The sequence below is a fragment of the Alicyclobacillus pomorum DSM 14955 genome (genome assembly GCF_000472905.1).
In the GTDB taxonomy this organism is placed as follows: Bacteria; Bacillota; Bacilli; order Alicyclobacillales; family Alicyclobacillaceae; genus Alicyclobacillus_A; species Alicyclobacillus_A pomorum.
Genome location: NZ_AXAR01000002.1, coordinates 90,021 through 109,583, shown reverse-complemented (window position 1 = coordinate 109,583; position 19,563 = coordinate 90,021). Strand labels below are relative to the sequence as shown.

Genomic DNA, 19,563 nt, shown 5'->3' with positions numbered 1-19,563 from the left:
GAGGCTTGTGCATGAGTGCCGTGTTGACTTTGTCTGCAAATGTTACATCCATGGACATGGGGCGATTCCTAGAGCTTCCTTTTACAGTGCCAGAGGGTACATGTGAAATTCACGCCCAGATTACGGTCACACCGAATCGGAAAGAGACTTGCATCATTGATGTAGGACTTTCAGATCCCCTACAGGTTCGCGGCTGGAGCGGCAGCACCAAGTACGACCTAAAGGTTGGCCTGGATGACGCAACCCCCGGCTACCTAAAGGGAGATATCGTGCCCGGAGAGTGGGCTGTATTGCTTGGAGTCTATGTAATCGGTGAAGGCGGCGCTGAGATTAATGCCACGATAACGCTTTCGGGCCCAAAGTACCGGTGGTTACAGGGAGATCTCCACCTGCACACTGTCCACAGCGATGGCGCGTACACACTCGCTGACCTCGATAGGATTGCAAGAGGTGTGGGACTCGACTTTGTGGCGTTGACCGATCACAACACGGTGAGTCAGAACCTTGCCCAACCTGCTGAGTCTCCTGTTACATATATTCCCGCGATGGAATTGACGACGTATCACGGCCACGCGAATCTATTCGGCGTCCCCATTCCCTGTGACGACTTCAGGGTGCAACATGTGGAAGATGTGCGGCGCTTGTTGGAACAAGCGAAGCAGAGAGGCGCTGCAGTTTCCATCAATCACCCGTATGATGACGCGGGTCCAAGTTGCCAGTGGCAGTGGGGCTACGAAGTTCCTTTTGATTGGCTTGAAGTTTGGAACGGCCCGTGGCGTAGGTCGAACCAGGAAAGCCTTGCACTGTGGCAGTCCATGTTAGAGCAGGGCCAACGCATCATTGCCGTCGGTGGAAGCGACACACACCGCTCTCATCCGACTGTCCGTCATGGTTACCCAACGGCGTATGTGTACGCGAAATCTCGCAGGGCAGAGGACATTCTGGAGGCCATCCACGACGGGCACATTACGCTCAGTTACCGCCCACATGGCCCTCGATTGGAGGTGCGAAGTGGTGACGCCATGATGGGAGACGAAATCATGCCTTCGGAATCTGTCTCAGTGTGTTTGGAAGGGGCAAAGCCCGGCGATGTCGTGGTCATTATCAACGAAGAGGGCGAGATCATGCGACATGCGATTGATGAGCCAGGCTCCTTTCAGGTCGAACTCTCACATCACTCGAAGCAATTCATACGTGCTGAGTTGTGGAGGCATTGTTCCGCAGCCAACAGTATGCTGGTGGCAGCCCTTTCCAACCCCATATTCATCAGGAACTCGCACTAGACGAAGTATTGAAACTCGCAAAAACCAGGACATGTAAACATAGAAATCAAATGCGGCGCTCTCGAAGATGTTGGATTTGAACACCGAGGTAGGTCGATTCATAACTGATTTTCTCTCGGGCCAATTGAAAGCCGATGTGGACAGCATTGATTGAAAGATATCCCAAAGAGAAAAATGAACGATTCTGAGACCAACCGCTCAATGTCGTTTGAAGAGCACGTATAAACGAACCAGTTCTTCAATCAAGTCATCGCGTTCAATCCGGCGGATAGTGTTACGGGCATCGAGATGATCGGTAATATACGCCGGATCTCCAGAGGTCAAGTAACCAGTGATCTGGCGGATTGGATTGTATCCCTTTTCAACGAGTGCGAAATACGCCAACTGCAAGGCCTGGCATGCATCCGTGTTTTTCAACATTGATTCGAACGCAGCGACCGGAAGCATTGACCCACGCAATCGGTTCATCACATGCACCCCTTCGGTAAATTCATATCGCTACGTGAACGGCACCTGCCATTAAGAACACTTGCGAAAGACAATGATGAGTTGTTCTTTGTCTCGCTGAATGTCGACAACTTTGATGTCAGATGACTCGACGAGACCGCGAATTTTGTTCAAAATCGCTGGCCAATAAACCAAGTCGGAGCGCGACAAAATCAAAGTTTCAAATACACTCGAATAATCCATGGTACCTCCTTCCCTGGGACCACGATTGGCGGCCCAACTTCGACAAATACCTGAGGAGAGGAGCGCCGGTCAAAACTAGAATGAATCTCAGTCGCGATGTAACAAAAACTCAGACGCGCGATATGAATTGACACATGGAGCACCACCGCTCACATCGTCGGCCGTTTAACTATATCTCGTCATCGACCACCTCCGCTGTGCTGAGATTTGATTTCAAAGATCAACGGAGACGAGGTTCTTCAGGATGATTACCATTGGTGGTGAAATGAAACATGGTCATACGGAATGATTACACAAAAGGGGCGTTCATTAGACGCCCCTGTAACTCAGTTCTGTGGATAACATCGCTGGAGTAACAAGGGGTTCAGTTACTGGAGATAACGGTGGGTAATCCTCATCGTTCTGTATACTGAAATGGTTAATTGTGGTTCACCTTCCCACCTTCCACCGGCTTTCATCCACCGACGGCCGATTGAATGAGGATCTGGGGACCACTGTGTGAACGAAACTCGACTGCGACCGCAGGGCTTTCGCCCTCTGAGCCTTAGGGGTCTCTGTTTTTGATGACCGCTGTGATGAACTTGGAGTCACCGTATAAATAGGCATAGCACAGCTCTCCTCTCTTAAACGCTTACGAAGTTAGCTGTCGGGTTTGGGCTTAAGAGATTGCCCTACCAGTCAGGCAGACTGGATTCACCCCAAAGATTGGTTCCTCCGTTCCCTTTCGGGATTCAGCGCAAACGAAGTTTAGTAGAGTGTAGCTCGTCCATAACGAAACATCAAAGACTAACTTGTATAGGAAAAGCGAGGATACGGGCGGATTTCGCCGGATACAACCGCACATTCGGTCTGCACGTGAATGCCCCATGCTTATCGAAGTATACTGGTATATCTGGAAATTAGGAATCTCAGAGAGGCTACTACATGAGATTTGGCCAAACGGTAGCCTGCTTCATTTGCTCATCTACGAGGAAAACGAAATGATCGTGGTCGAGATCAGGAGATGACGACTATGAGGACATCGTGTTCAATACACTGATTCGCCGCAGGACCAGGATTAAGGAGTTTTCATTCGAGGGATTACAGAACCGTACCCGAGTAGACTTAGCTGCACTCAGACCGTATCAAGACTTTATCAAGGAGTTGAAGGAACGTGTCATCTAAGAAAGAACATTTGGGCGGTCTTCTGGGAAGGAAAAGAGCAGAACCTGTTAAAAATCCACTGCTCAGTACGAGATAATTCAAGGAGAAACCACAGCAACACAGGAATCTGTAAATACAGGAATACAGGACTCTGGTACAGAACAGAAAAGGGCTGTGAAAAAAGCAACCTTTGATATGGACTTGGAGTTGCACAAGCGGCTAAAGATGCTTGCCGCCCAATCTGGAAAGAGCATGGTTCAAGTGTTGGAGGAAGCACTCGAAAAACACTTGCAAGCAAAGTGAGACAGTGCTTAGTGTCGGGATTCCCCTCAGAAACAGTGAGTGATATCAAAATGCAGAAAAACGCGGCGCCCTGATGTGCCGCGTTTTGTATATGAATGGACCTCGGTGGTCTTATCCTAATTGAACATTCGCCCCTGTGAACGCAATAACAATGCTCCCTCCACGCTCCGTGAGGAAAGATCATTACGTGACATGACAGTTCTGTAATGTATCTTACATTCGACACTAGACTGAAGGGGGATGGAGAGTCTCCACATAGAGACGCCCCAGTAAATACTTGAGTCTGAAAGCGCTTCGTTGTCAGTAAATCATTTTACTGCTCCCTACATCGTGCAATCGCTTCCCGAAGGTCGTCCGCGCTGGCTGCTTCAGGTATCCTAATTTGGACACTGTAACTGTCTTCTCCAAAGTCCTTTATGGTCACGTCTACATCTCCGTTGAATACCTCCTGTATTCGCTGTTTAAATGTGGATACAGAAAGACTGTATGGCAACGGAATGGTGTATAGCTGTGTTGAAGGAAGTTCTGACACGATCGTAATTGCTGATGCAATCACAGCGGAATTTGGCACAAGGCGTCTCTGTGACCCATCAACCAGGACGGTATAGTACCAATTGATATCCGATACTGTTCCACTGTATTCAATGCCGCTGAACAGGTATGTTCGAAGTGTCACGGTTTGACCAACGGAAAAAGGACGAACGGTGAACAAAACCAACCCGGCAAACAGATTCGATAACGTTGACTGAGCGCCTATACCTACAAGGACACCGGTGACCGCACCGCCAACCAAAATACTCCCGACCCTGATGTGGAGTAGGTGCAGAGCGATAACCAGGACAAAGGCGTAACCCATAGCACTGAACGCTCGGCTCCACAGCGTGGCAACACGATTATCCAGTTTGGTTCTCCCAGAGACCATTCGAAATATTCCTCTTTCGACATGGCGGATCAACCACGCGCTGCAAACAAACCAAACAATACAAAACACCCAATCTATCGCCAGCTGTTGCTGCCTAGGAATATGCCCGAGGAGATCAGAGTCGTTGGCGAAACTTAGAATGGTAGCTAACACAATGAGCATGAACACTGTTATTGTTAGCCGACGCAGCGGTGTCTCACGTGTGCCATGCTCTGGAATACCCACTGCGATTCACTCCCCCTGTGCTCTTATCTATACGGGTGGGACACACACGGTTTTATCCTCGTATTCGTCCGCCCACATCATCATTGCCCCAGTTGCAATCGGATAATCGGGTCCTAAAACGTTATGATTCACCCATACAAAGAGACCACGGGATGTCTAATAAAGTTCAACTGAACGAACGTAGCGTTATTTCTCGGTACAACCGTGCATCTGATTCATCCATTAGACGAATGTTCGTAAACATCATCTCCTTTTAATATCCACTTCGCAGAGACACGCGAAAGGGATTAATAATCAATGTTTCCGTGTCACTGTGCACGAAACCAGCACATCTCGGGGGTTATCGTTTATACTTCACATAAACACGACAAGATTGGACGGACGAGATCTGAGATTGGGTATAAACATCGGGGAGGATGCTGAGATGAACAAACAACGTAACGGTACAGAACAAATATCTCTTGATGATTATCCAAAGTGCACACGAACTAAACATGGGAGACCAGGCGATCCCATTAATATTTTAATACTTGCGGACAAAACAACCATTACACAGGTTTTTCTCAAAGCAGGTTGGGAAGTCCCAGATCCCATTACCGGTAAAACTTCATTAAAAATTGGCATTAATTCGATTTTTGGAAGACCATATCCAACAGCTCCTGTGAGCAACTTATACTTATTTGGCCGAAAGGAAGATTTAGCGTTTGAACGACCTGGAAAAACCGCACGTACGCGCGAGCACATCCGTCTATGGGATACAGGAGATGTGTATGCTGGACAAGATATATGGATTGGTTCAGCAACTTACGACAGCGGCATTGAACTTAGTCATATCAATGATTTACCAACCCATCATATAGATGCTGATGTGGATAAGGAACGGGATTCGGTTGCGGCACAATTGAAACCGTTTATGGCATCGGAAATTAAAATCCCTTATTCCACGCCCACTAACGATGGATACAACGGTGAAGGCGATCGGTACTATACGGATGGTTATATCGCTATCTTAGCGGCTGATAAATTTATCGATGCAGCAAATTTTACGCTAACCACACTAAAGTAACAAAGCGAAGACGAATCCCTAGTTTCGTTCGTGGGATTCGACGTAAGTGACGCAAAATAGCCCCGACTACAGTCGAGGCGAAGTTAGATAGTTTCAAACAATAGTTAGTGGGTTCTCAATACAAAATTAACCACTAATTTACATTCATTAAGTATAATGAGTCCATTCGAAATTACTCAGATAAACGGCAATCTAGTTCGGTATGATGTGTCCCAAACGATACACACAAGGATCGTGCCTTCATTTTGAATGTAAAGGGAGGTCTTCGCCTGGAAATGATCAAATTGTCTGCGTGAACGATGCTCCAATCCAATGAAACGTTTTTCATCTCTCCAAACGAAGTGGAGGTAGAGGAATGAGTCTTAGTACGAAAGCTCAAATTCATACATTCTTTTCTCCGGATGATGATACGCAGAAGGTTTTTTTGGACTTTGTTCGTAGCACGAAAAAACATTTGCGGATCGCGATTTATTCATTACATCTTCCGCCTTTGGTGGATGAATTGATTCGATTGCATCGTTCAGGAGTGGATGTAGCTCTTGTCTGTGACTATTCACAGGCGGAAGGGAAATACGAACATCCTGAAATTCAGCAGCTACGTTCAGCTGGGGTTCCACTTGTAGTAGGGACCAGTCAAAAGCATAAAATTATGCATCACAAGTTTACTGTGAAAGATAAAATAGCCGTGGAGTCCGGCAGTTGGAACTTCTCATTGAGTGCGAGTGAGGAGTCGAATTACTTCGATATTATTGAGTCCTCGGATAGAGCAGCGTTATTTTTATCTAAGTGGCAAGAAATGTGGAACTGGATCAGTAAGAACGAACCTCAACAATAAGTTACGACATCTCCCGAACAGTTTCAGCTACATGCCAACCATACTGAGGGGACAGGATATTGACCGTCGGTAATCATAAGGGGCGGTTATTTTGTGTACAGTTCGGCGTCTTTACGAACAGCCTTTCTGGATGGTAGGCACCATAGTAGGACTTACATTGCACGCTTGCTGTGGAGAGGGCCTCCCGTGGTGAACCAACCTGATTGGGAGGCCAAAAACTCCACCAATTTACGTTGTTCGTTTTCCCGTCAACGTATTTAGGGGTGGCATGAACGAAAACAGAAAAAAGATAACAAGAGATTGAAATATTCCCCCGTAGTGTCTGCAGAAAAAGTTGTCATGAACTCTATTCGACATCTTAGAGGTGATTGATATGTTGAAGAAAGTGTTTACTTATTCTGGGCACAGGCGCAATAGGCTGGAACAGCCACTTGCACGGGTACTTCCGATGAAAAAGATAGTCACGATAATTTTTGTCTTAATCACCTTCTTTTTACCAGTGAGTGCGTATGCACAAACAACGCCCGCTCCTCGTCAAGTTGTTGTTGTGACTGCAGCAAATTATACAACGCATTTGGCAACATTGACTGGGTACACAGTTACCGGAAACAAATGGGTAAAGACGTATCCAACCGTAGCTGCTGTCGTTGGCTATCACGGTGTTACATGGAACAAACGAGAAGGTGATGGAAAGACACCCCTTGGCACTTATCCACTGTTGTTTGCGTTCGGTTATCACCCGAATACATTTACAAAAATGCCCTACAGGCAAAGCACGAGCGAAGACTTTTGGGTTGAGGATCCGACTTCACCCCAATACAACAAATGGGTGCGCGGAAAACCGAACGCAAAATCATACGAAGTCATGAGACGAAGGGATAATTTGTATGAGTATGGCGTTGTCATTGGCTATAACACGAAGCGAATCCCTTATAAGGGAAGTGCGATTTTTATTCATGAGTGGCGGTATTCTACGGGTGCGACAGACGGCTGTGTTGCAATCTCAAGAACAAATATTATCAATCTGTTAAAGTGGTTGAATCCAAAAGAAAATCCCGAGGTTGAAATCGAAGTCAAATAAGAATGTATGCCCTAGCCGCAAGGCTGGGGCTTACTCTTGCTTTCATTTGAGTTTACCTCTAACTTCTCGTTCCTTTCATCCCCGATTCGAGCTATCCACTATTGAGGACCTACCATCCGCGGTGGGGCATCACTCGGGCTGCTCGTGATCTACGCATCTCAATACAATCTCCACACTTTCTCCACCGGCACACAAAAACGACTGTCTATGATTAAACCTATCTGTGATGCACTTACGTTTTATCGTCCACGAGGACGTTGCATGCTTTGAATCCTGATGAACTGATTGTGGAGTTGAGAAAAACATTGATTCGTAAAGCGGTGATTCCTGCCGGCGGGATTGGGTCGAGGCTCTTACCCGTCACCAAGGCAGTGCCAAAAGAAATGTTGCCCATCGTGGATACCCCGGCCATTCAGTTTGTGATTGAAGAGGCCGTCTCCTCAGGCATCGAAAGTATTCTCATTGTGACCAGTAGCGGTAAATACGTGCTGGAGGACTATTTCAGTAAGTCCAAGGAATTGGAACGGATGCTTGAGGAAAAGGGCAAGCACAAGCTGTGTCAAGTCATTCGCGATATCTCGAGTATGGCAGATATCCACTTTATCCGGCAAACAGAGCCCCTTGGCCTTGGCCATGCACTGCTCTGTGCTCGTCATTTTGTGGGTGACGAGCCGTTTGCAGTACTGCTGCCCGATGACTTGATTCAGTCGGAAACGCCCTGTTTGAAGGAAATGATTCAAGCGTATGAACAGTTTTGTACTTCGGTCATCGCGGTTCAAAGGGTGCCTCGGAATGAGGTGGATAGGTATGGCATTATCACGCCCGTTCGATTGCCTGAGTGCTCCAATCGCAGAATGTTGGCGATTGAAGACGTCATCGAGAAGCCCAGTCCGGAAACGGCTCCATCGGATCTCGCGGTGGTCGGGAGATACATCTTGGAGCCGGACTTGTTTCCGATTCTACACACTACAGCCCCCGGAAAAGGGGGAGAAATCCAATTGACGGATGCCTTGCGGGTGCTCAATCAGCAGCACCAAATGCTCGCGTGGGAGATTCGTGGCAACCGATACGATGTCGGAAACAAGCTGGGGTACATTCAAGCCTCAATTGAATATGCACTCAGCCGAGACAATCTGCGTATTGAATTGTTGGCGTATTTGCGGACACTCCTACAGTCACCACTGGCCGCCGATCTGATGTCCACGGGTGTATCCAAGTCATGAATCGTATCCGGATGGGGAACCATTGGGTGTCTCCTTCCACATCAGACGATAGGTCAATCATCTCATCGATATCTACAGAAAACGAGGGGAGGAAATCGCGTGACACGCTTCAAGTTGAAATGGAATCATGCGGTTCTCGCAATGATTTTGCTGGTTTCCGCATTCCTTAATATTTATGGTTTGAATCGTGAAGGCTATGGGAACGCGTATTATGCAGCTGCTGTGAAAAGCATGCTCATGAACTGGCATAACTTCTTTTTTAATTCTTTCGATCCCAATGGATTTATTACCATCGACAAACCTCCGGTGGATTTCTGGATCCAAGCGTTGTTCGCCTGGATCTTCGGTTTTCATGGATGGGCCTTGCTGCTTCCGCAGGCCATCGCAGGTGTCTGTTCTGTGGCTGTTCTCTACCATTTAGTGAAGCGAATCTTCGGACAGGTGGCCGGACTGATTGCTGCTGCGGTGATGGCGCTGACACCCATTGCGGTTGCTGTGCAAAGGACCAACGAAGTGGATGGCATGCTTGTCCTGTTCATGTTGCTGACCACTTGGTGCTTGTGGAAGGCCATCGAGACAAAGAAGCTGCGTTGGCTGTTATGGACTGGCGTGCTCGAAGGCATCGGGTTCAACATCAAGATGATGGAAGCCTATCTCATCCTACCTGCACTCTATGTGGGCTACTATTTTGCAACGAAATTGAATTGGCGAAAGAAAATCGTCCATCTCCTTTCCATGAGCATCGTACTCGGGGCCATCTCGTTTTCCTGGGCCGCCGCGGTGGACCTAACGCCAGCAAGCGACAGACCCTATGTCGGAAGTACGCAAGATAACAGTGAAATGTCGTTGATCTTCGGATATAACGGGATATCGCGATTGACGGGGGATCGGTTTGGAGGTCATGCTGCAGCCTATCACTCTGGGAATTCTGCCCAGTCCGGCGGCCAATACAATATGGGCCGCACAACCCAATTTGCCCAGTCCAATACGGGCGCTGGCTCTGGAGGGAATCCATCTGGTGGAAACGGTGGATTCTCCAGAAGTGGTATGAGCGGCAATGGGGGCTCAGGTGCTCAGTGGCGTGGCCAATTCGGAGACAACCCCGGCGGGTTCAACGGACAGCGGATGGGCGGGAACTTCCGTGGTGGAGGCATGTTTGGTACGGGAACGCCGGGCGTCTTACGACTGTTTCAGCCCGCTTTGAGTGGTCAAATCAGCTGGTTACTGCCCCTTGCGCTCCTGTCGGCGATTTCGCTCCTTCGTGGTGTGCGTTGGCGTCGCGATTTGACGCGTGAGGAGAGCGGAGCGTTGTTCTGGCTGGCCTGGTTGTTGCCGATGGCCGCGTTCTTTAGTGTCGCGGGATTCTTCCACCAATATTACATGGTGACGATGGCGCCTGCCATTGCAGCGCTCACCGGTGCTGGGCTTGTCAAGATGTGGCGGGATTTTCAGTCGAACAGCCGTTGGAAGTGGTTGCTGCCGATTGCATTTGTCGTTGATTTGGCGTTTGAAGCCAGCATCGTGTGGAACTACCCGACGCTGCGTACGGTGCTTATTGTCATCAGTGTCGGTGCAGCGGTGATTGCGGCGTTCCTGATGTCTCGCGCACGGCAGTCTATCGGTGTGAAGGCTGCAGGAACCGTGCTTGGGCTCGTTGCTCTCTTGATTTCCCCAGGTTATTGGGCCCTCACGCCCATCCTCTACGGGGTGAGTGGAAGTATGCCGGCGGCAGGTCCAGAGACAAGAGGTTCCAACGGCGGCGGGGGATTCGGAAACATGCAGGCGTTCGGGGCCGATTCGGAGAAGGGCGACGCGGCACTCGAAGCCTATTTGGAGAAACATTACAAGCCGTCTCCAGGGTCTTATCTTGTGGCGACACTCAATGCCACCACGGCAGCGCCTATCATCCTCGACACCGGTTTGCCGGTGATGGCGATGGGCGGCTTTATGGGCGCAGATCCCGCCATCGATGTTCAGGGTCTCGAGCAATTGACCAAAGAAGGGAAGCTGAAATACTTCTTAATTCCATCGTTCGGGGCGGATCGGACTTCGCGATTCGGTAACGCTACAAGTGCTCGCACTGGTCAAGTTTCGACGTGGGCGGAGACAAGTGAAGCCAACGGTGCATTCAGGCAAAGCCGAATGTCCGGGAACACTTTTGGATTTGGCGGTTTCGGGGGTTCACAGTCGGCGCTCACGCAGTGGATCACATCCCATTGCAAACTCGTACCGAGTAGCGAATGGGAGTCCACGTCTTCATCGTCTACTGCGACGGGATTAGACCGGGTGCGAGGAGGATTGGAACTCTATGAATACACTGGCTTGTGATGAGATTCGTAGTAGCCGACCTTCATTGAACCGAGGGGAGGGAGCGACTGTGAGCACGCGCGTTCGTTACTCAGTGGTTGTGCCTGTCTACAACGAGCAAGAGGTCCTTCCGACGACCTACAAGCGCCTCAAAACCGTCATGGACGGATTGAGTGAACCGTATGAACTCGTGTTTGTCAACGATGGAAGTTGGGATGCATCGCAAGCCATCTTGGAGTCCCTGTGTGATGAAGACCCCGCTGTCAAAGTCATCAATTTCTCCCGGAACTTCGGCCACCAGGTGGCCATCAGTGCAGGAATGGACTATGCGGCGGGGGACGCTGTGATTGTCATTGACGCGGACTTGCAGGACCCACCGGAACTGATTCCAAAGATGATAGAACGTTGGTCTGAAGGCTACGAAGTCGTGTATGCCAGACGAACCGTTCGACTCGGGGAAACTTGGTTTAAGCGATGGAGCGCGGCACTCTTCTACCGAGTGCTGCGTGCACTCACCGATGTTGACATTCCAATGGATACGGGCGACTTCCGCCTCATTGATAGGCGGGTGTGTGACGTGATGAAATCCATCCGCGAGAAGAATCGATTCATCCGGGGCCTCGTCTCCTGGTCGGGGTTTCGTCAAACCGCTGTCGATTACGTGCGGGATCCACGTCTTGCAGGCGAGACGAAATACCCACTGAGGAGAATGCTGCGTCTGTCCTCCGATGCCATTACGTCCTTCTCGGACAAACCGCTGAAAATGCCCATCTACATTGGAACTATGGTCATCATCCTGTGCCTGGGGTTGCTCGTGTACGCGGTTTTCTCATCGCTCTTGTTCAGGCATGACGTCTCAGGGATCATATGGGGCGTCGACACCTGCGCTCTCCTGAACGGCGTTGTCCTCGTCTCACTGGGCATGATGGGGCAGTACCTGGCCCGCATTTACGACGAGGTGCGGGACAGACCGTTGTACGTTGTCGGCAGCCAAAAGGGGTTTCAAAAGGAGTCGCCGCCGGGTGGAAGATAAAGGATTTCATCGAAACACGGTCAACCAATCGGTGCGCTTTGCACTGGTTGGTTTACTGAACACGGCGGTAGACTTTGGGACGTTCTTTGTGATGGTGCGATTTCTGCACTGGAACGTCATCCTTGCACAGTCGGTTTCGTATGCGTGTGGCATATTGAACAGTTATCTGTGTAACCGATACTTGACGTTTGCCCACCGCAATCCACCGAAGTATTCCGAAATCCTCAAGTTCATCACCCTAAACGGGGTGTCTTACGGGATTTCAGTCTGTGGACTGTCCATGTTACGTAAGCTCCTGTGGCCTCTTGTGTTGTGTAAGGTGGCCTCCACGCTCGTCGCATTTGTCGTAAACTTTATTGGAAACAAATGGTGGGTATTTCGCAACACAAAACACAACAGTGTGGCTCACGGCGGGGAGTGAAGGGGGTAACTGTTGATGGATTTGGTAATTTCAATTCTATCACTCCCCAGCATGACGAACGCATACGCCACCCCGATGTACTCAATGGACACTTATTCTCTCGGAAGAAATGTCAAACAGAGCTGTTCCACAATCTCCTCAGGCGAATAACCACGCACCTCTCTTTGAAATAGATAGGAATCGCTACTTAAAGCCGTGAAAAGCATATCAGCTCTAAAGACACTGTTAGCATGGGTCTGCTCGGTAGTAGCCATCTCGTCAAATAGTTCGACGAATAGTTGATGCAATTCGTTATATAGAGGACTCTGCGTCCGGGACCTAAGTGGATTGGTTGACGCGGAGTTCTCGACTCCTTTAAGCAATTGTGCTTTGGTTTCTCTGAAACGGATAAATAAGCTGAGAATCCCTTTCAATCGTTGACTTGGTGGCTCTGTCCGGTTCTGCTTCAAGTACGCTTCAATATCCTCGAACAGTAGAAAAACGTTGTCCTTAATTAAATCCAGACATAATTCACCTTTGTTTCTATAACGGCGATAGAGCGTTCCCGGACCAATCTGCGCTTCTGTGGCAATTTGATTCATACTGACTTGTTCAACACCGTATTGCTCAAATAGCTTAATAGCCGCATTCAATATACGCTGACGATTCTCGGCAGCATCACGACGTTCAGAACGAGTGTGGGTTGTCTCCGCATCATTCACTCTACCATCACTCCCTAACATTCAATTGCAAAGCGCTCTTGACAAGCGGAGAATTCTCCGTTTAATATCAAACGGAGAATTCTCCGCTTGAGATTAGCATAATGAAAAGGAGTGTACAACACGTGCAGAATCATCACGATAAGACCGCACTGTTGGTCATGGATGTACAAAACGGCATTGTGTCGCGTTTCGCAGAAAACGGGAAAGCGCTGCTTCCGTTCCAAAAAGCCGTGGAAGCCGCACGTCGACACAACATTCCGGTGATTTTTGTGCGAGTCGCATTTAGTGAAGGTTATCCCGAGATCAGCCCACGAAACAAGTCTTTCTCACAAGTTTCTCAATTCGGTGGAATGACTGTCTCAGACACAGCGACGCAAATTCATGAATCCGTGCAGCCACAACCAGGCGAGCCAGTTGTTACGAAGTTTCGAGTTAGCGCGTTCGCTGGAAGCAATCTGGAAGTCATACTCCGATCCCGCCAAATCGACACGCTGATTCTTAGCGGTATTGCCACGAGCGGAGTCGTTCTATCGACCTTGCGGGAAGCGGCGGATAAAGACTTTGCGCTTACGGTGCTTTCAGATGCATGTCTCGATGCCGATCCTGAGGTTCACCGCGTTCTCATCGAGAAGGTGTTCCCTCGTCAGGCAGATGTGCTGACGGTCGACGCTTGGATTGAGTCATTGGGTTAAAGTCGATACCAGTATGCCCGGAAACACGAATCTTATGATAGACACTCTAGCTCAACTGGGCATGAAGTCTGATATCCACGCGCACGGTGTATGAACCCACCAAGACGAAAGCATTGTAGATAAACCGCGTCATGGATAGGGATCTGAAGGAATAGCGCCATCACCGTTGACAGCATCAGACGGAAAGAGGAAATCTCGATGCAAAAGACTAGAAATCGAGCTCGAGCTGACCGCAGTCAGTCGGGCGGCCCAATTGGAGGTGGGGACGCCTTTTCGTGGCGGTTCGTGACGCCGATGTTCATCGGGTCTGCGTTGAACCCCATCAACAGCTCCATGATTGCAACGGCCCTGTTAGCTATCGCCAGTGCAACGCACGTCTCGGTCGGTAGCACGTCAGTGCTCGTTAGCGCGCTCTACCTGGCTTGCGCGGTCGCCCAACCGACGTGTGGAAAGCTGGCGGAAGTATTTGGGCCTCGCCGGGTCTTCCTAACGGGCATCCTCATCGTTCTTGCAGGCGGCCTCGTGGGCGGGATGGCCCAGAACTTGCCGACGCTCATTGTCTCCCGAGTGCTCATCGGGATCGGTACCTCTGCCGGCTACCCCTCTGCCATGCTCCTTATCCGCCGCCGAGCCGAACGGGCCGGGCTGACCGAGCCGCCCGGGGGTGTACTCGGCGGGCTGCAGATTGCGGCGACGGTGACAGCGGCTCTTGGGCTGCCTCTAGGTGGCGTACTTGTCGGCGCTTGGGGATGGCGGACGGTATTTTTCGTCAACGTCCCCGTCGCGCTGGTTGCGCTGTTAATGGCTGCTCTCTGGATCCCCCGGGACACCCGCGTGGAGGGTACAAGAAGTGTCAGAGAAATTGCATCTCGAATCGACGTTACAGGCATTGTTGGCTTTGGTGCAACGGTTACCGCGCTCCTGGTGTTCCTGTTCTCGCTACCCCACCCGGACTGGGTCGCTCTCGGGCTGGCCGTGATACTCGCCGTTGGCCTCGTGGTATGGGAGTTGCGAGCACGCCATCCCTTCTTCGACGTTCGCCTGTTCACTTCGAACTTAGCGCTCACCCGTACTTATCTCCGGATGGCATTGCTATCGCTTTGCGTCTATACCGTGCTCTATGGGATTAGTCAGTGGCTCGAGGCTGGACGGGGGATTTCCTCGCAAGGAGCCGGTTTACTTTTGTTGCCCATGAGTGGCCTCTCGGCCATCGTGGTCCGGCCCATCTCACGTCACAACCTGCTGCGCGGACCCCTCATCGCGGCCGCCGTCTCTTCACTCGTAGCTTCTGTCGGAGTCCTCCTGCTCACCACGAGTACCCCGATGATTTGGATGGTGGCCATCACCTTAATCTTCGGGATCACACTAGGTACCATGGCCATAGGGAACCAGACCGCCCTCTACACCCAGGTCAAAGCCAACCAAATCGGTACCGCGTCGGGTCTGCTCCGGACCTTTGCGTACATCGGCTCGATTGGTTCCTCTTCGATTATTAGCATCGTCTTTCACAAGAGTGTTACGGATCATGACCTGCACGTCATTGCCATCATCATGATTGCAGTGAGCGCCTTGGCACTTGTCATGACCCTCGCAGACCGCCGAATTCGCACGCAGGCCCGGGCCGTCATGGCAAGCAATCCAACCAAAACACAGATATGAGGAGAACCTATGACCCATCAAATTCCTGCAATCAATCCCAAGCGCACTACTGCAGACAGGGAGAACTCCTAATCGACGGCTGACGCCCAGTGCAGATGTTGTAATGTATAAAGAACTAGCCTCCGCGACGGAAGTTGTCTTTTTGTTGGTTGGTCGTGGATACGATTGGTGAAGGCGCCTCACGCCCCTCAGTCATGTGAATCCACGACTAATTGCCTTCTCTTTGATATGTGTTCACGTTGCCAGAGACGACTGTGAGATATGGTAAAGAACTGGACAGCATCGTCAAGTCTGTTCGGTATAAGCAAGAATGAACCGAGCAAGTCTTCTTCATTTTGCATTCGAGTAACCCAATTCCATGGGTTCAACTCAAACAAATCCCAACACCCAAGTCATCACACTAGGTTGGTTGTCAACGAAATGATATGAAATGATTGTTATTCACGGGGGCGAGTGCTGAAGTAGGATGAAAGCATCGATGTGCATGAATATACAAAACGTGGTATATCAGAGCGCCGCGTTTTTCTACATTTTTTAGTTGGGGAAACACAAAGGTGAAACCAATGGAAGGTTTCCCTTCTCCTGCCTCTACATTGATTGAGCTGCCTCAATGAATCATCACGGGGTGTCCGGAAAGCTGCACAGCGGAACCGCCGATGGACAATCAAAACTTGCATTTGCCGTCTCGAGGCAGTTTCGAGCACCTTCATGGAATGCCCTTCCTTAGTCTTGAGGGGTGTATACATCAGTCAAAACACGATTTATCCTGCTCTAACGCCAAGAAGCGACAAACATCGCATATCCTTATTGAGTTCAGTATGCGTTGTCATCATCAACACAAAACCGCCTTTCAGGCGTTTATTTTCATTCGTTGCACCATCTATCCGCCCATTTTTGAATTTCATCCATCGCCGGCCCCAACGTTCTACCCATTTCCGTTAATCCGTACTCAACGCGTACGGGCTTCTCTTGATAAATGGTACGTTGGACAATCCCTGCATCTTCTAACTCACTCAGCCGTTGATGAAGCACTCTGCTGCTTATGCTTGGAATGCTTTCGAGAATTTCTTTTGAACGCTTCGGTCCACTCAGCAATGCCCGAACAATCATGCCAGTCCAAGGTCTCCCAAGCAGGGTGAATGCCCATTGAAATTTTGAACAGAGAGGAACAACTTCCTTCGCCTTCGCATTCGTACTCATCTGTTTTCGCCTCCCACTCTAATTTTACCCGAACCGTTGACAAACGAAAAGTAGACGATGTATAGTTTGTGCATGGGTTACGAAAAGTAACTGAATAACATTGTGTAAATCAGTTTCATGAGTGATATAGACGAAGGAGGAGATAATATGGCAAGTATTGCAAAGGTAACAGACCAAACGTTCACATCGTTCACGAATGCGGACAAACCGGTGCTACTCGACTTCTATGCGGATTGGTGCGGTCCATGTAAAATTCTTGCACCCGTTCTTGAGGAAGTCGCGAACGAGCTGGATGGAACTTTGCAAGTTGGCAAGCTGAATGTTGATGAAAATCCTGAAACCGCAAGCAAGTTTGGCATTATGAGCATTCCCACCATGATGGTTTTTAAAAACGGTAAACCGGTGAAACAACTTGTCGGCTACATGCCAAAGAACAACATCATGGCAGAACTCGCTGACGTTTTGTGATAGTCAGTGATAGCACAGCCAAAAGGCAACATACTGACGTGTTGAATCACTTTGGTGAAATTTTGCAAATGGATTCATGTTTTATGTTGGAAGGAGTGAAACCATCATGGCCATCAATGATGATGTTTTGTACAGAAAGTCGTATACTGCTCGACTCAAAGAGATGGGAGACCTTGCGCCTGATGCTGTGAATGCTTTTCACACGTTTTCGGCAAAGGCGATGGCACCAGGCCGTATTTCAGGAAAGACCAAGGAGTTAATCGCAGTTGCCGTATCGCATGTAACAGGGTGCCCATACTGCATCGAAAAACATGTTGGAGATGCAAAACGCAAATATGAGGTTTCAAAAGAAGAAATGGCTGAGGCCATCATGGTCGCCACGTATCTCAAAGCCGGCTCTTCCATGGCTCACGGCGTGAACGCGTTGAACGCTTACGATGAGACCGCAGACGATGTCTTGTATCGGGGTTCCTATTCGAAGAGACTCGGCGAATATTCCAATCTGCACGAGGACGCATTCAAGGCGTTCCGTCATTTTGCCCAAGAGGCGATGAAGGCGGGCCGGATTTCTGCGAAAGATAAGGAACTGATTGGCGTGGCCGTTGCACACGTAACAGGGTGTCCTTACTGCATTGACGCGCATGTAAAGGCGGCAAAGAAACAAGGTGCAACGAAAGAGGAAGTCGCAGAAGCTGTACTGGTCGCCACGGCCGTCAAAGCGGGTTCAGCTTTTGCACATTCCATCAATGCACTGAATGCGTACGGAGAGTAATGGCGACACTTCCATCCGCTCTGAACCGTGGTTGAGCCGCACAAACCGTTGAATGGAGACCATGCGTCGGCTCCGGAACGGTGGTCGGATGGTTTGTGGCCGAAGACGCCTCACTCGCGACATGGAGACTCCACACCGAAAAGCCCGCAGGCCAATGGATAGGTCTGCGGGCTTTGCTGATGTGAGGACAGGCATATCTTCATACCACTGTTCGACATTTCTCGGGAAATAATGACGTGGGTGGACATCATGCTCTCATTCCTGATCCGAGCCGTGGACCCGGTGTTTCCCGACGTTATCCCACCGAAATAAAAGTGAAAGGCGTTCACGGCATTCCCCGAACTTTCGACAATATGCTCGAAATATTTGATTCTTCCTTTCCGTAGCCACTGCGACAACGCTGATGTGCCACGCCGCTTGTCTTACGTCCGAGCGGACGGGGTACATGGGGCATCTGCCAGCGCCAGTTGTTCACGAACCTCATGTCACATGCAGGAGCCCATTTTTTCGAGCGGATTGGACTCGGGCGTACACCCAGCATAGTGTGACAGTGACTTCGAAAATACCACAGACAAGGTGGACGCGATGTACAACTACAATCCGCCAAACTTCTGGAGTTTCGACTCGCACGAGGTCGGAGCCAATCCGTCTTATACACTAGATCCGTACTTAGTACGAGGATTTGTAACTCAGGATAGCCATCGTGACGGTCATTTCCGTAGTGATCCTTCTCGACAGCAGCCTCCATTGGAAGGCGGGCCCGAACGGAGTCCGGAACGCCCACCGTATGCCGTACATGTTGACTGGCACGCGCTGTATCCCAACGAAATCATCCTAGAGGGGCCAACAAATAAGCGAGAGGTGGCACTCACCTTCGACGATGGTCCGGATGACCTCTGGACACCAAGAATACAGCAGGTTCTGGATGCATACAGAATTAAAGCCACCTTTATGTGCGTAGGTCAACGAGTTCAGTCGAACCCACGCATCTTAAGGCGACTGGTACGAGATGGACATATCGTAGGCAATCACAGCTGGAGCCATCCGAACTTCACGAAGATCCCGGCGTCACAGGTTCCCGTGCAAATTGAAGAAACCACAAATCTCATCCATCGCGTAGCTGGCGTCCGCCCACGGTTTTTCAGGCCTCCGTACGGCGCGTTGGACAATGAGGTCATCCGTGAGGTCATCGCGCTGAAGGACAAAATCTTGTTCTGGAATGTGGATAGCCTGGACTGGTCCGGCCTCACTGCAGAACAGGTGTCCGTGAATGTGTTGGCACACACAAAACCAGGGTCCATCATCTTGATGCATTCGGCGGGGGGACGTGGTGAAAGTCTGAACGACACGGTTCAAGCTTTGCCTCACATCATTCGAACCCTGAGAGGTGGAGGGTATCAATTTAAAACAGTACCGGAATTGCTCGATACTCCGGCGTATTATTGAATGCCTCGCAAAGGGTCAACTGCGTCCGTGATGACAGGCCTTCCGCTGAAACGATTGCTTTCGCTATAAAACCCGCAGCCCAATGGGGGCTGC

General features: G+C 49.9%; 19 protein-coding genes and 1 riboswitch. Of the genes, 14 read left to right on the top strand and 5 right to left on the bottom strand.

Annotation, left to right across the window (positions count from 1 at the left end; all coding sequences use genetic code 11):
- Positions 1–11: 11 nt before the first annotated feature.
- Entirely contained in the window at positions 12–1,283 is a 1,272-nt protein-coding gene (locus tag YWK_RS18000) for a CehA/McbA family metallohydrolase (RefSeq protein WP_051374990.1), read from the top strand.
- A gap of 198 nt (positions 1,284–1,481) precedes the next feature.
- On the opposite strand, the gene YWK_RS0102700 is transcribed toward YWK_RS18000, so the two are convergent.
- Positions 1,482–1,751, bottom strand: a complete 270-nt coding sequence (locus tag YWK_RS0102700; RefSeq protein ID WP_169727126.1) for an IreB family regulatory phosphoprotein — start codon at positions 1,749–1,751, stop codon at positions 1,482–1,484.
- 51 nt (positions 1,752–1,802) lie between these two features.
- A complete protein-coding gene (locus tag YWK_RS21770) occupies positions 1,803–1,973 on the bottom strand; it encodes a hypothetical protein (protein ID WP_156909018.1) in 171 nt (56 codons plus the stop codon).
- A 613-nt stretch (positions 1,974–2,586) separates the two neighbouring features.
- Positions 2,587–2,720, bottom strand: a riboswitch (cyclic di-AMP (ydaO/yuaA leader).
- 570 nt (positions 2,721–3,290) lie between these two features.
- Between YWK_RS21770 and YWK_RS22610 the strand changes: the two genes are divergently transcribed.
- Positions 3,291–3,419 (top strand): hypothetical protein, encoded by a 129-nt coding sequence (locus YWK_RS22610; RefSeq protein WP_281172224.1) that lies wholly within the window; start codon positions 3,291–3,293, stop codon positions 3,417–3,419.
- Positions 3,420–3,732: 313 nt separating this feature from the next.
- On the opposite strand, the gene YWK_RS0102675 is transcribed toward YWK_RS22610, so the two are convergent.
- A complete protein-coding gene (locus YWK_RS0102675) occupies positions 3,733–4,566 on the bottom strand; it encodes a mechanosensitive ion channel domain-containing protein (protein ID WP_245578487.1) in 834 nt (277 codons plus the stop codon).
- Between the two features lie 424 nt (positions 4,567–4,990).
- Here YWK_RS0102675 and YWK_RS17995 point away from each other — a divergent pair, with 424 nt between their 5' ends.
- The 7 genes from YWK_RS17995 to YWK_RS17980 all read left to right on the top strand — a co-directional run bounded on the left by YWK_RS17995 (position 4,991) and on the right by YWK_RS17980 (position 12,532).
- Positions 4,991–5,632, top strand: coding sequence for an LssY C-terminal domain-containing protein (locus tag YWK_RS17995; protein ID WP_051374987.1), 642 nt, complete (start codon positions 4,991–4,993; stop codon positions 5,630–5,632).
- A gap of 355 nt (positions 5,633–5,987) precedes the next feature.
- Positions 5,988–6,467, top strand: coding sequence for a phospholipase D-like domain-containing protein (locus YWK_RS20730; RefSeq protein ID WP_051374984.1), 480 nt, complete (start codon positions 5,988–5,990; stop codon positions 6,465–6,467).
- A 373-nt stretch (positions 6,468–6,840) separates the two neighbouring features.
- Entirely contained in the window at positions 6,841–7,548 is a 708-nt protein-coding gene (locus YWK_RS17985) for a L,D-transpeptidase family protein (RefSeq protein WP_051374982.1), read from the top strand.
- A gap of 266 nt (positions 7,549–7,814) precedes the next feature.
- Positions 7,815–8,771: a UTP--glucose-1-phosphate uridylyltransferase GalU gene (gene galU / locus YWK_RS0102655; RefSeq protein WP_281172223.1), complete on the top strand. Its 957-nt coding sequence runs from the start codon at positions 7,815–7,817 to the stop codon at positions 8,769–8,771.
- Between the two features lie 99 nt (positions 8,772–8,870).
- Positions 8,871–11,099 carry an ArnT family glycosyltransferase gene (locus tag YWK_RS0102650; RefSeq protein ID WP_245578486.1) on the top strand — a complete coding sequence of 743 codons (2,229 nt, stop codon included), beginning with the start codon at positions 8,871–8,873 and terminating at the stop codon, positions 11,097–11,099.
- Between the two features lie 49 nt (positions 11,100–11,148).
- Positions 11,149–12,111 (top strand): glycosyltransferase family 2 protein, encoded by a 963-nt coding sequence (locus YWK_RS0102645; protein ID WP_026963575.1) that lies wholly within the window; start codon positions 11,149–11,151, stop codon positions 12,109–12,111.
- The gene (locus tag YWK_RS17980; RefSeq protein WP_051374980.1) at positions 12,101–12,532 is read left to right on the top strand and encodes a GtrA family protein; all 432 of its coding nucleotides are present in this window, start codon (positions 12,101–12,103) and stop codon (positions 12,530–12,532) included. Before YWK_RS0102645 ends, YWK_RS17980 begins: the two co-directional genes overlap by 11 nt.
- 92 nt (positions 12,533–12,624) lie before the next feature.
- Here the strand turns inward: YWK_RS17980 and YWK_RS0102635 are convergent, their stop codons facing one another.
- The gene (locus YWK_RS0102635) at positions 12,625–13,233 is read right to left on the bottom strand and encodes a TetR/AcrR family transcriptional regulator (RefSeq protein WP_026963574.1); all 609 of its coding nucleotides are present in this window, start codon (positions 13,231–13,233) and stop codon (positions 12,625–12,627) included.
- Between the two features lie 122 nt (positions 13,234–13,355).
- On the opposite strand from YWK_RS0102635, the gene YWK_RS0102630 reads away from it, so the two are divergent.
- Positions 13,356–13,925 (top strand): cysteine hydrolase family protein, encoded by a 570-nt coding sequence (locus YWK_RS0102630; RefSeq protein WP_026963573.1) that lies wholly within the window; start codon positions 13,356–13,358, stop codon positions 13,923–13,925.
- Between the two features lie 198 nt (positions 13,926–14,123).
- On the top strand, positions 14,124–15,584 hold the full coding sequence (locus YWK_RS0102625; protein WP_084453431.1) for an MFS transporter: 1,461 nt from the start codon (positions 14,124–14,126) through the stop codon (positions 15,582–15,584).
- 864 nt (positions 15,585–16,448) lie between these two features.
- Here YWK_RS0102625 and YWK_RS0102620 read toward each other — a convergent pair.
- The gene (locus YWK_RS0102620) at positions 16,449–16,784 is read right to left on the bottom strand and encodes a winged helix-turn-helix transcriptional regulator (RefSeq protein ID WP_026963571.1); all 336 of its coding nucleotides are present in this window, start codon (positions 16,782–16,784) and stop codon (positions 16,449–16,451) included.
- Positions 16,785–16,931: 147 nt separating this feature from the next.
- Between YWK_RS0102620 and trxA the strand changes: the two genes are divergently transcribed.
- From trxA to YWK_RS0102605, 3 genes are all read left to right on the top strand, one after another.
- On the top strand, positions 16,932–17,252 hold the full coding sequence (gene trxA, locus YWK_RS0102615) for a thioredoxin (RefSeq protein ID WP_026963570.1): 321 nt from the start codon (positions 16,932–16,934) through the stop codon (positions 17,250–17,252).
- A gap of 106 nt (positions 17,253–17,358) precedes the next feature.
- On the top strand, positions 17,359–18,024 hold the full coding sequence (locus YWK_RS0102610; protein ID WP_035465843.1) for a carboxymuconolactone decarboxylase family protein: 666 nt from the start codon (positions 17,359–17,361) through the stop codon (positions 18,022–18,024).
- Positions 18,025–18,609: 585 nt separating this feature from the next.
- A complete protein-coding gene (locus YWK_RS0102605) occupies positions 18,610–19,470 on the top strand; it encodes a polysaccharide deacetylase family protein (RefSeq protein ID WP_084453430.1) in 861 nt (286 codons plus the stop codon).
- Positions 19,471–19,563 lie beyond the last annotated feature (93 nt).

What these genes read in the sequence shown, in the direction of transcription:
- YWK_RS18000 (WP_051374990.1), top strand. Translation starts at nt 12, where the DNA reads ATGAGTGCCGTGTTGACTTTGTCTGCAAATGTTACATCCATGGACATG.
- YWK_RS0102700 (WP_169727126.1), bottom strand. Translation starts at nt 1,751, where the DNA reads ATGAACCGATTGCGTGGGTCAATGCTTCCGGTCGCTGCGTTCGAATCA.
- YWK_RS21770 (WP_156909018.1), bottom strand. Translation starts at nt 1,973, where the DNA reads ATGGATTATTCGAGTGTATTTGAAACTTTGATTTTGTCGCGCTCCGAC.
- YWK_RS17995 (WP_051374987.1), top strand. Translation starts at nt 4,991, where the DNA reads ATGAACAAACAACGTAACGGTACAGAACAAATATCTCTTGATGATTAT.
- YWK_RS20730 (WP_051374984.1), top strand. Translation starts at nt 5,988, where the DNA reads ATGAGTCTTAGTACGAAAGCTCAAATTCATACATTCTTTTCTCCGGAT.
- YWK_RS17985 (WP_051374982.1), top strand. Translation starts at nt 6,841, where the DNA reads ATGTTGAAGAAAGTGTTTACTTATTCTGGGCACAGGCGCAATAGGCTG.
- YWK_RS0102625 (WP_084453431.1), top strand. Translation starts at nt 14,124, where the DNA reads ATGCAAAAGACTAGAAATCGAGCTCGAGCTGACCGCAGTCAGTCGGGC.
- YWK_RS0102620 (WP_026963571.1), bottom strand. Translation starts at nt 16,784, where the DNA reads ATGAGTACGAATGCGAAGGCGAAGGAAGTTGTTCCTCTCTGTTCAAAA.
- trxA (WP_026963570.1), top strand. Translation starts at nt 16,932, where the DNA reads ATGGCAAGTATTGCAAAGGTAACAGACCAAACGTTCACATCGTTCACG.
- YWK_RS0102610 (WP_035465843.1), top strand. Translation starts at nt 17,359, where the DNA reads ATGGCCATCAATGATGATGTTTTGTACAGAAAGTCGTATACTGCTCGA.
- YWK_RS0102605 (WP_084453430.1), top strand. Translation starts at nt 18,610, where the DNA reads ATGTACAACTACAATCCGCCAAACTTCTGGAGTTTCGACTCGCACGAG.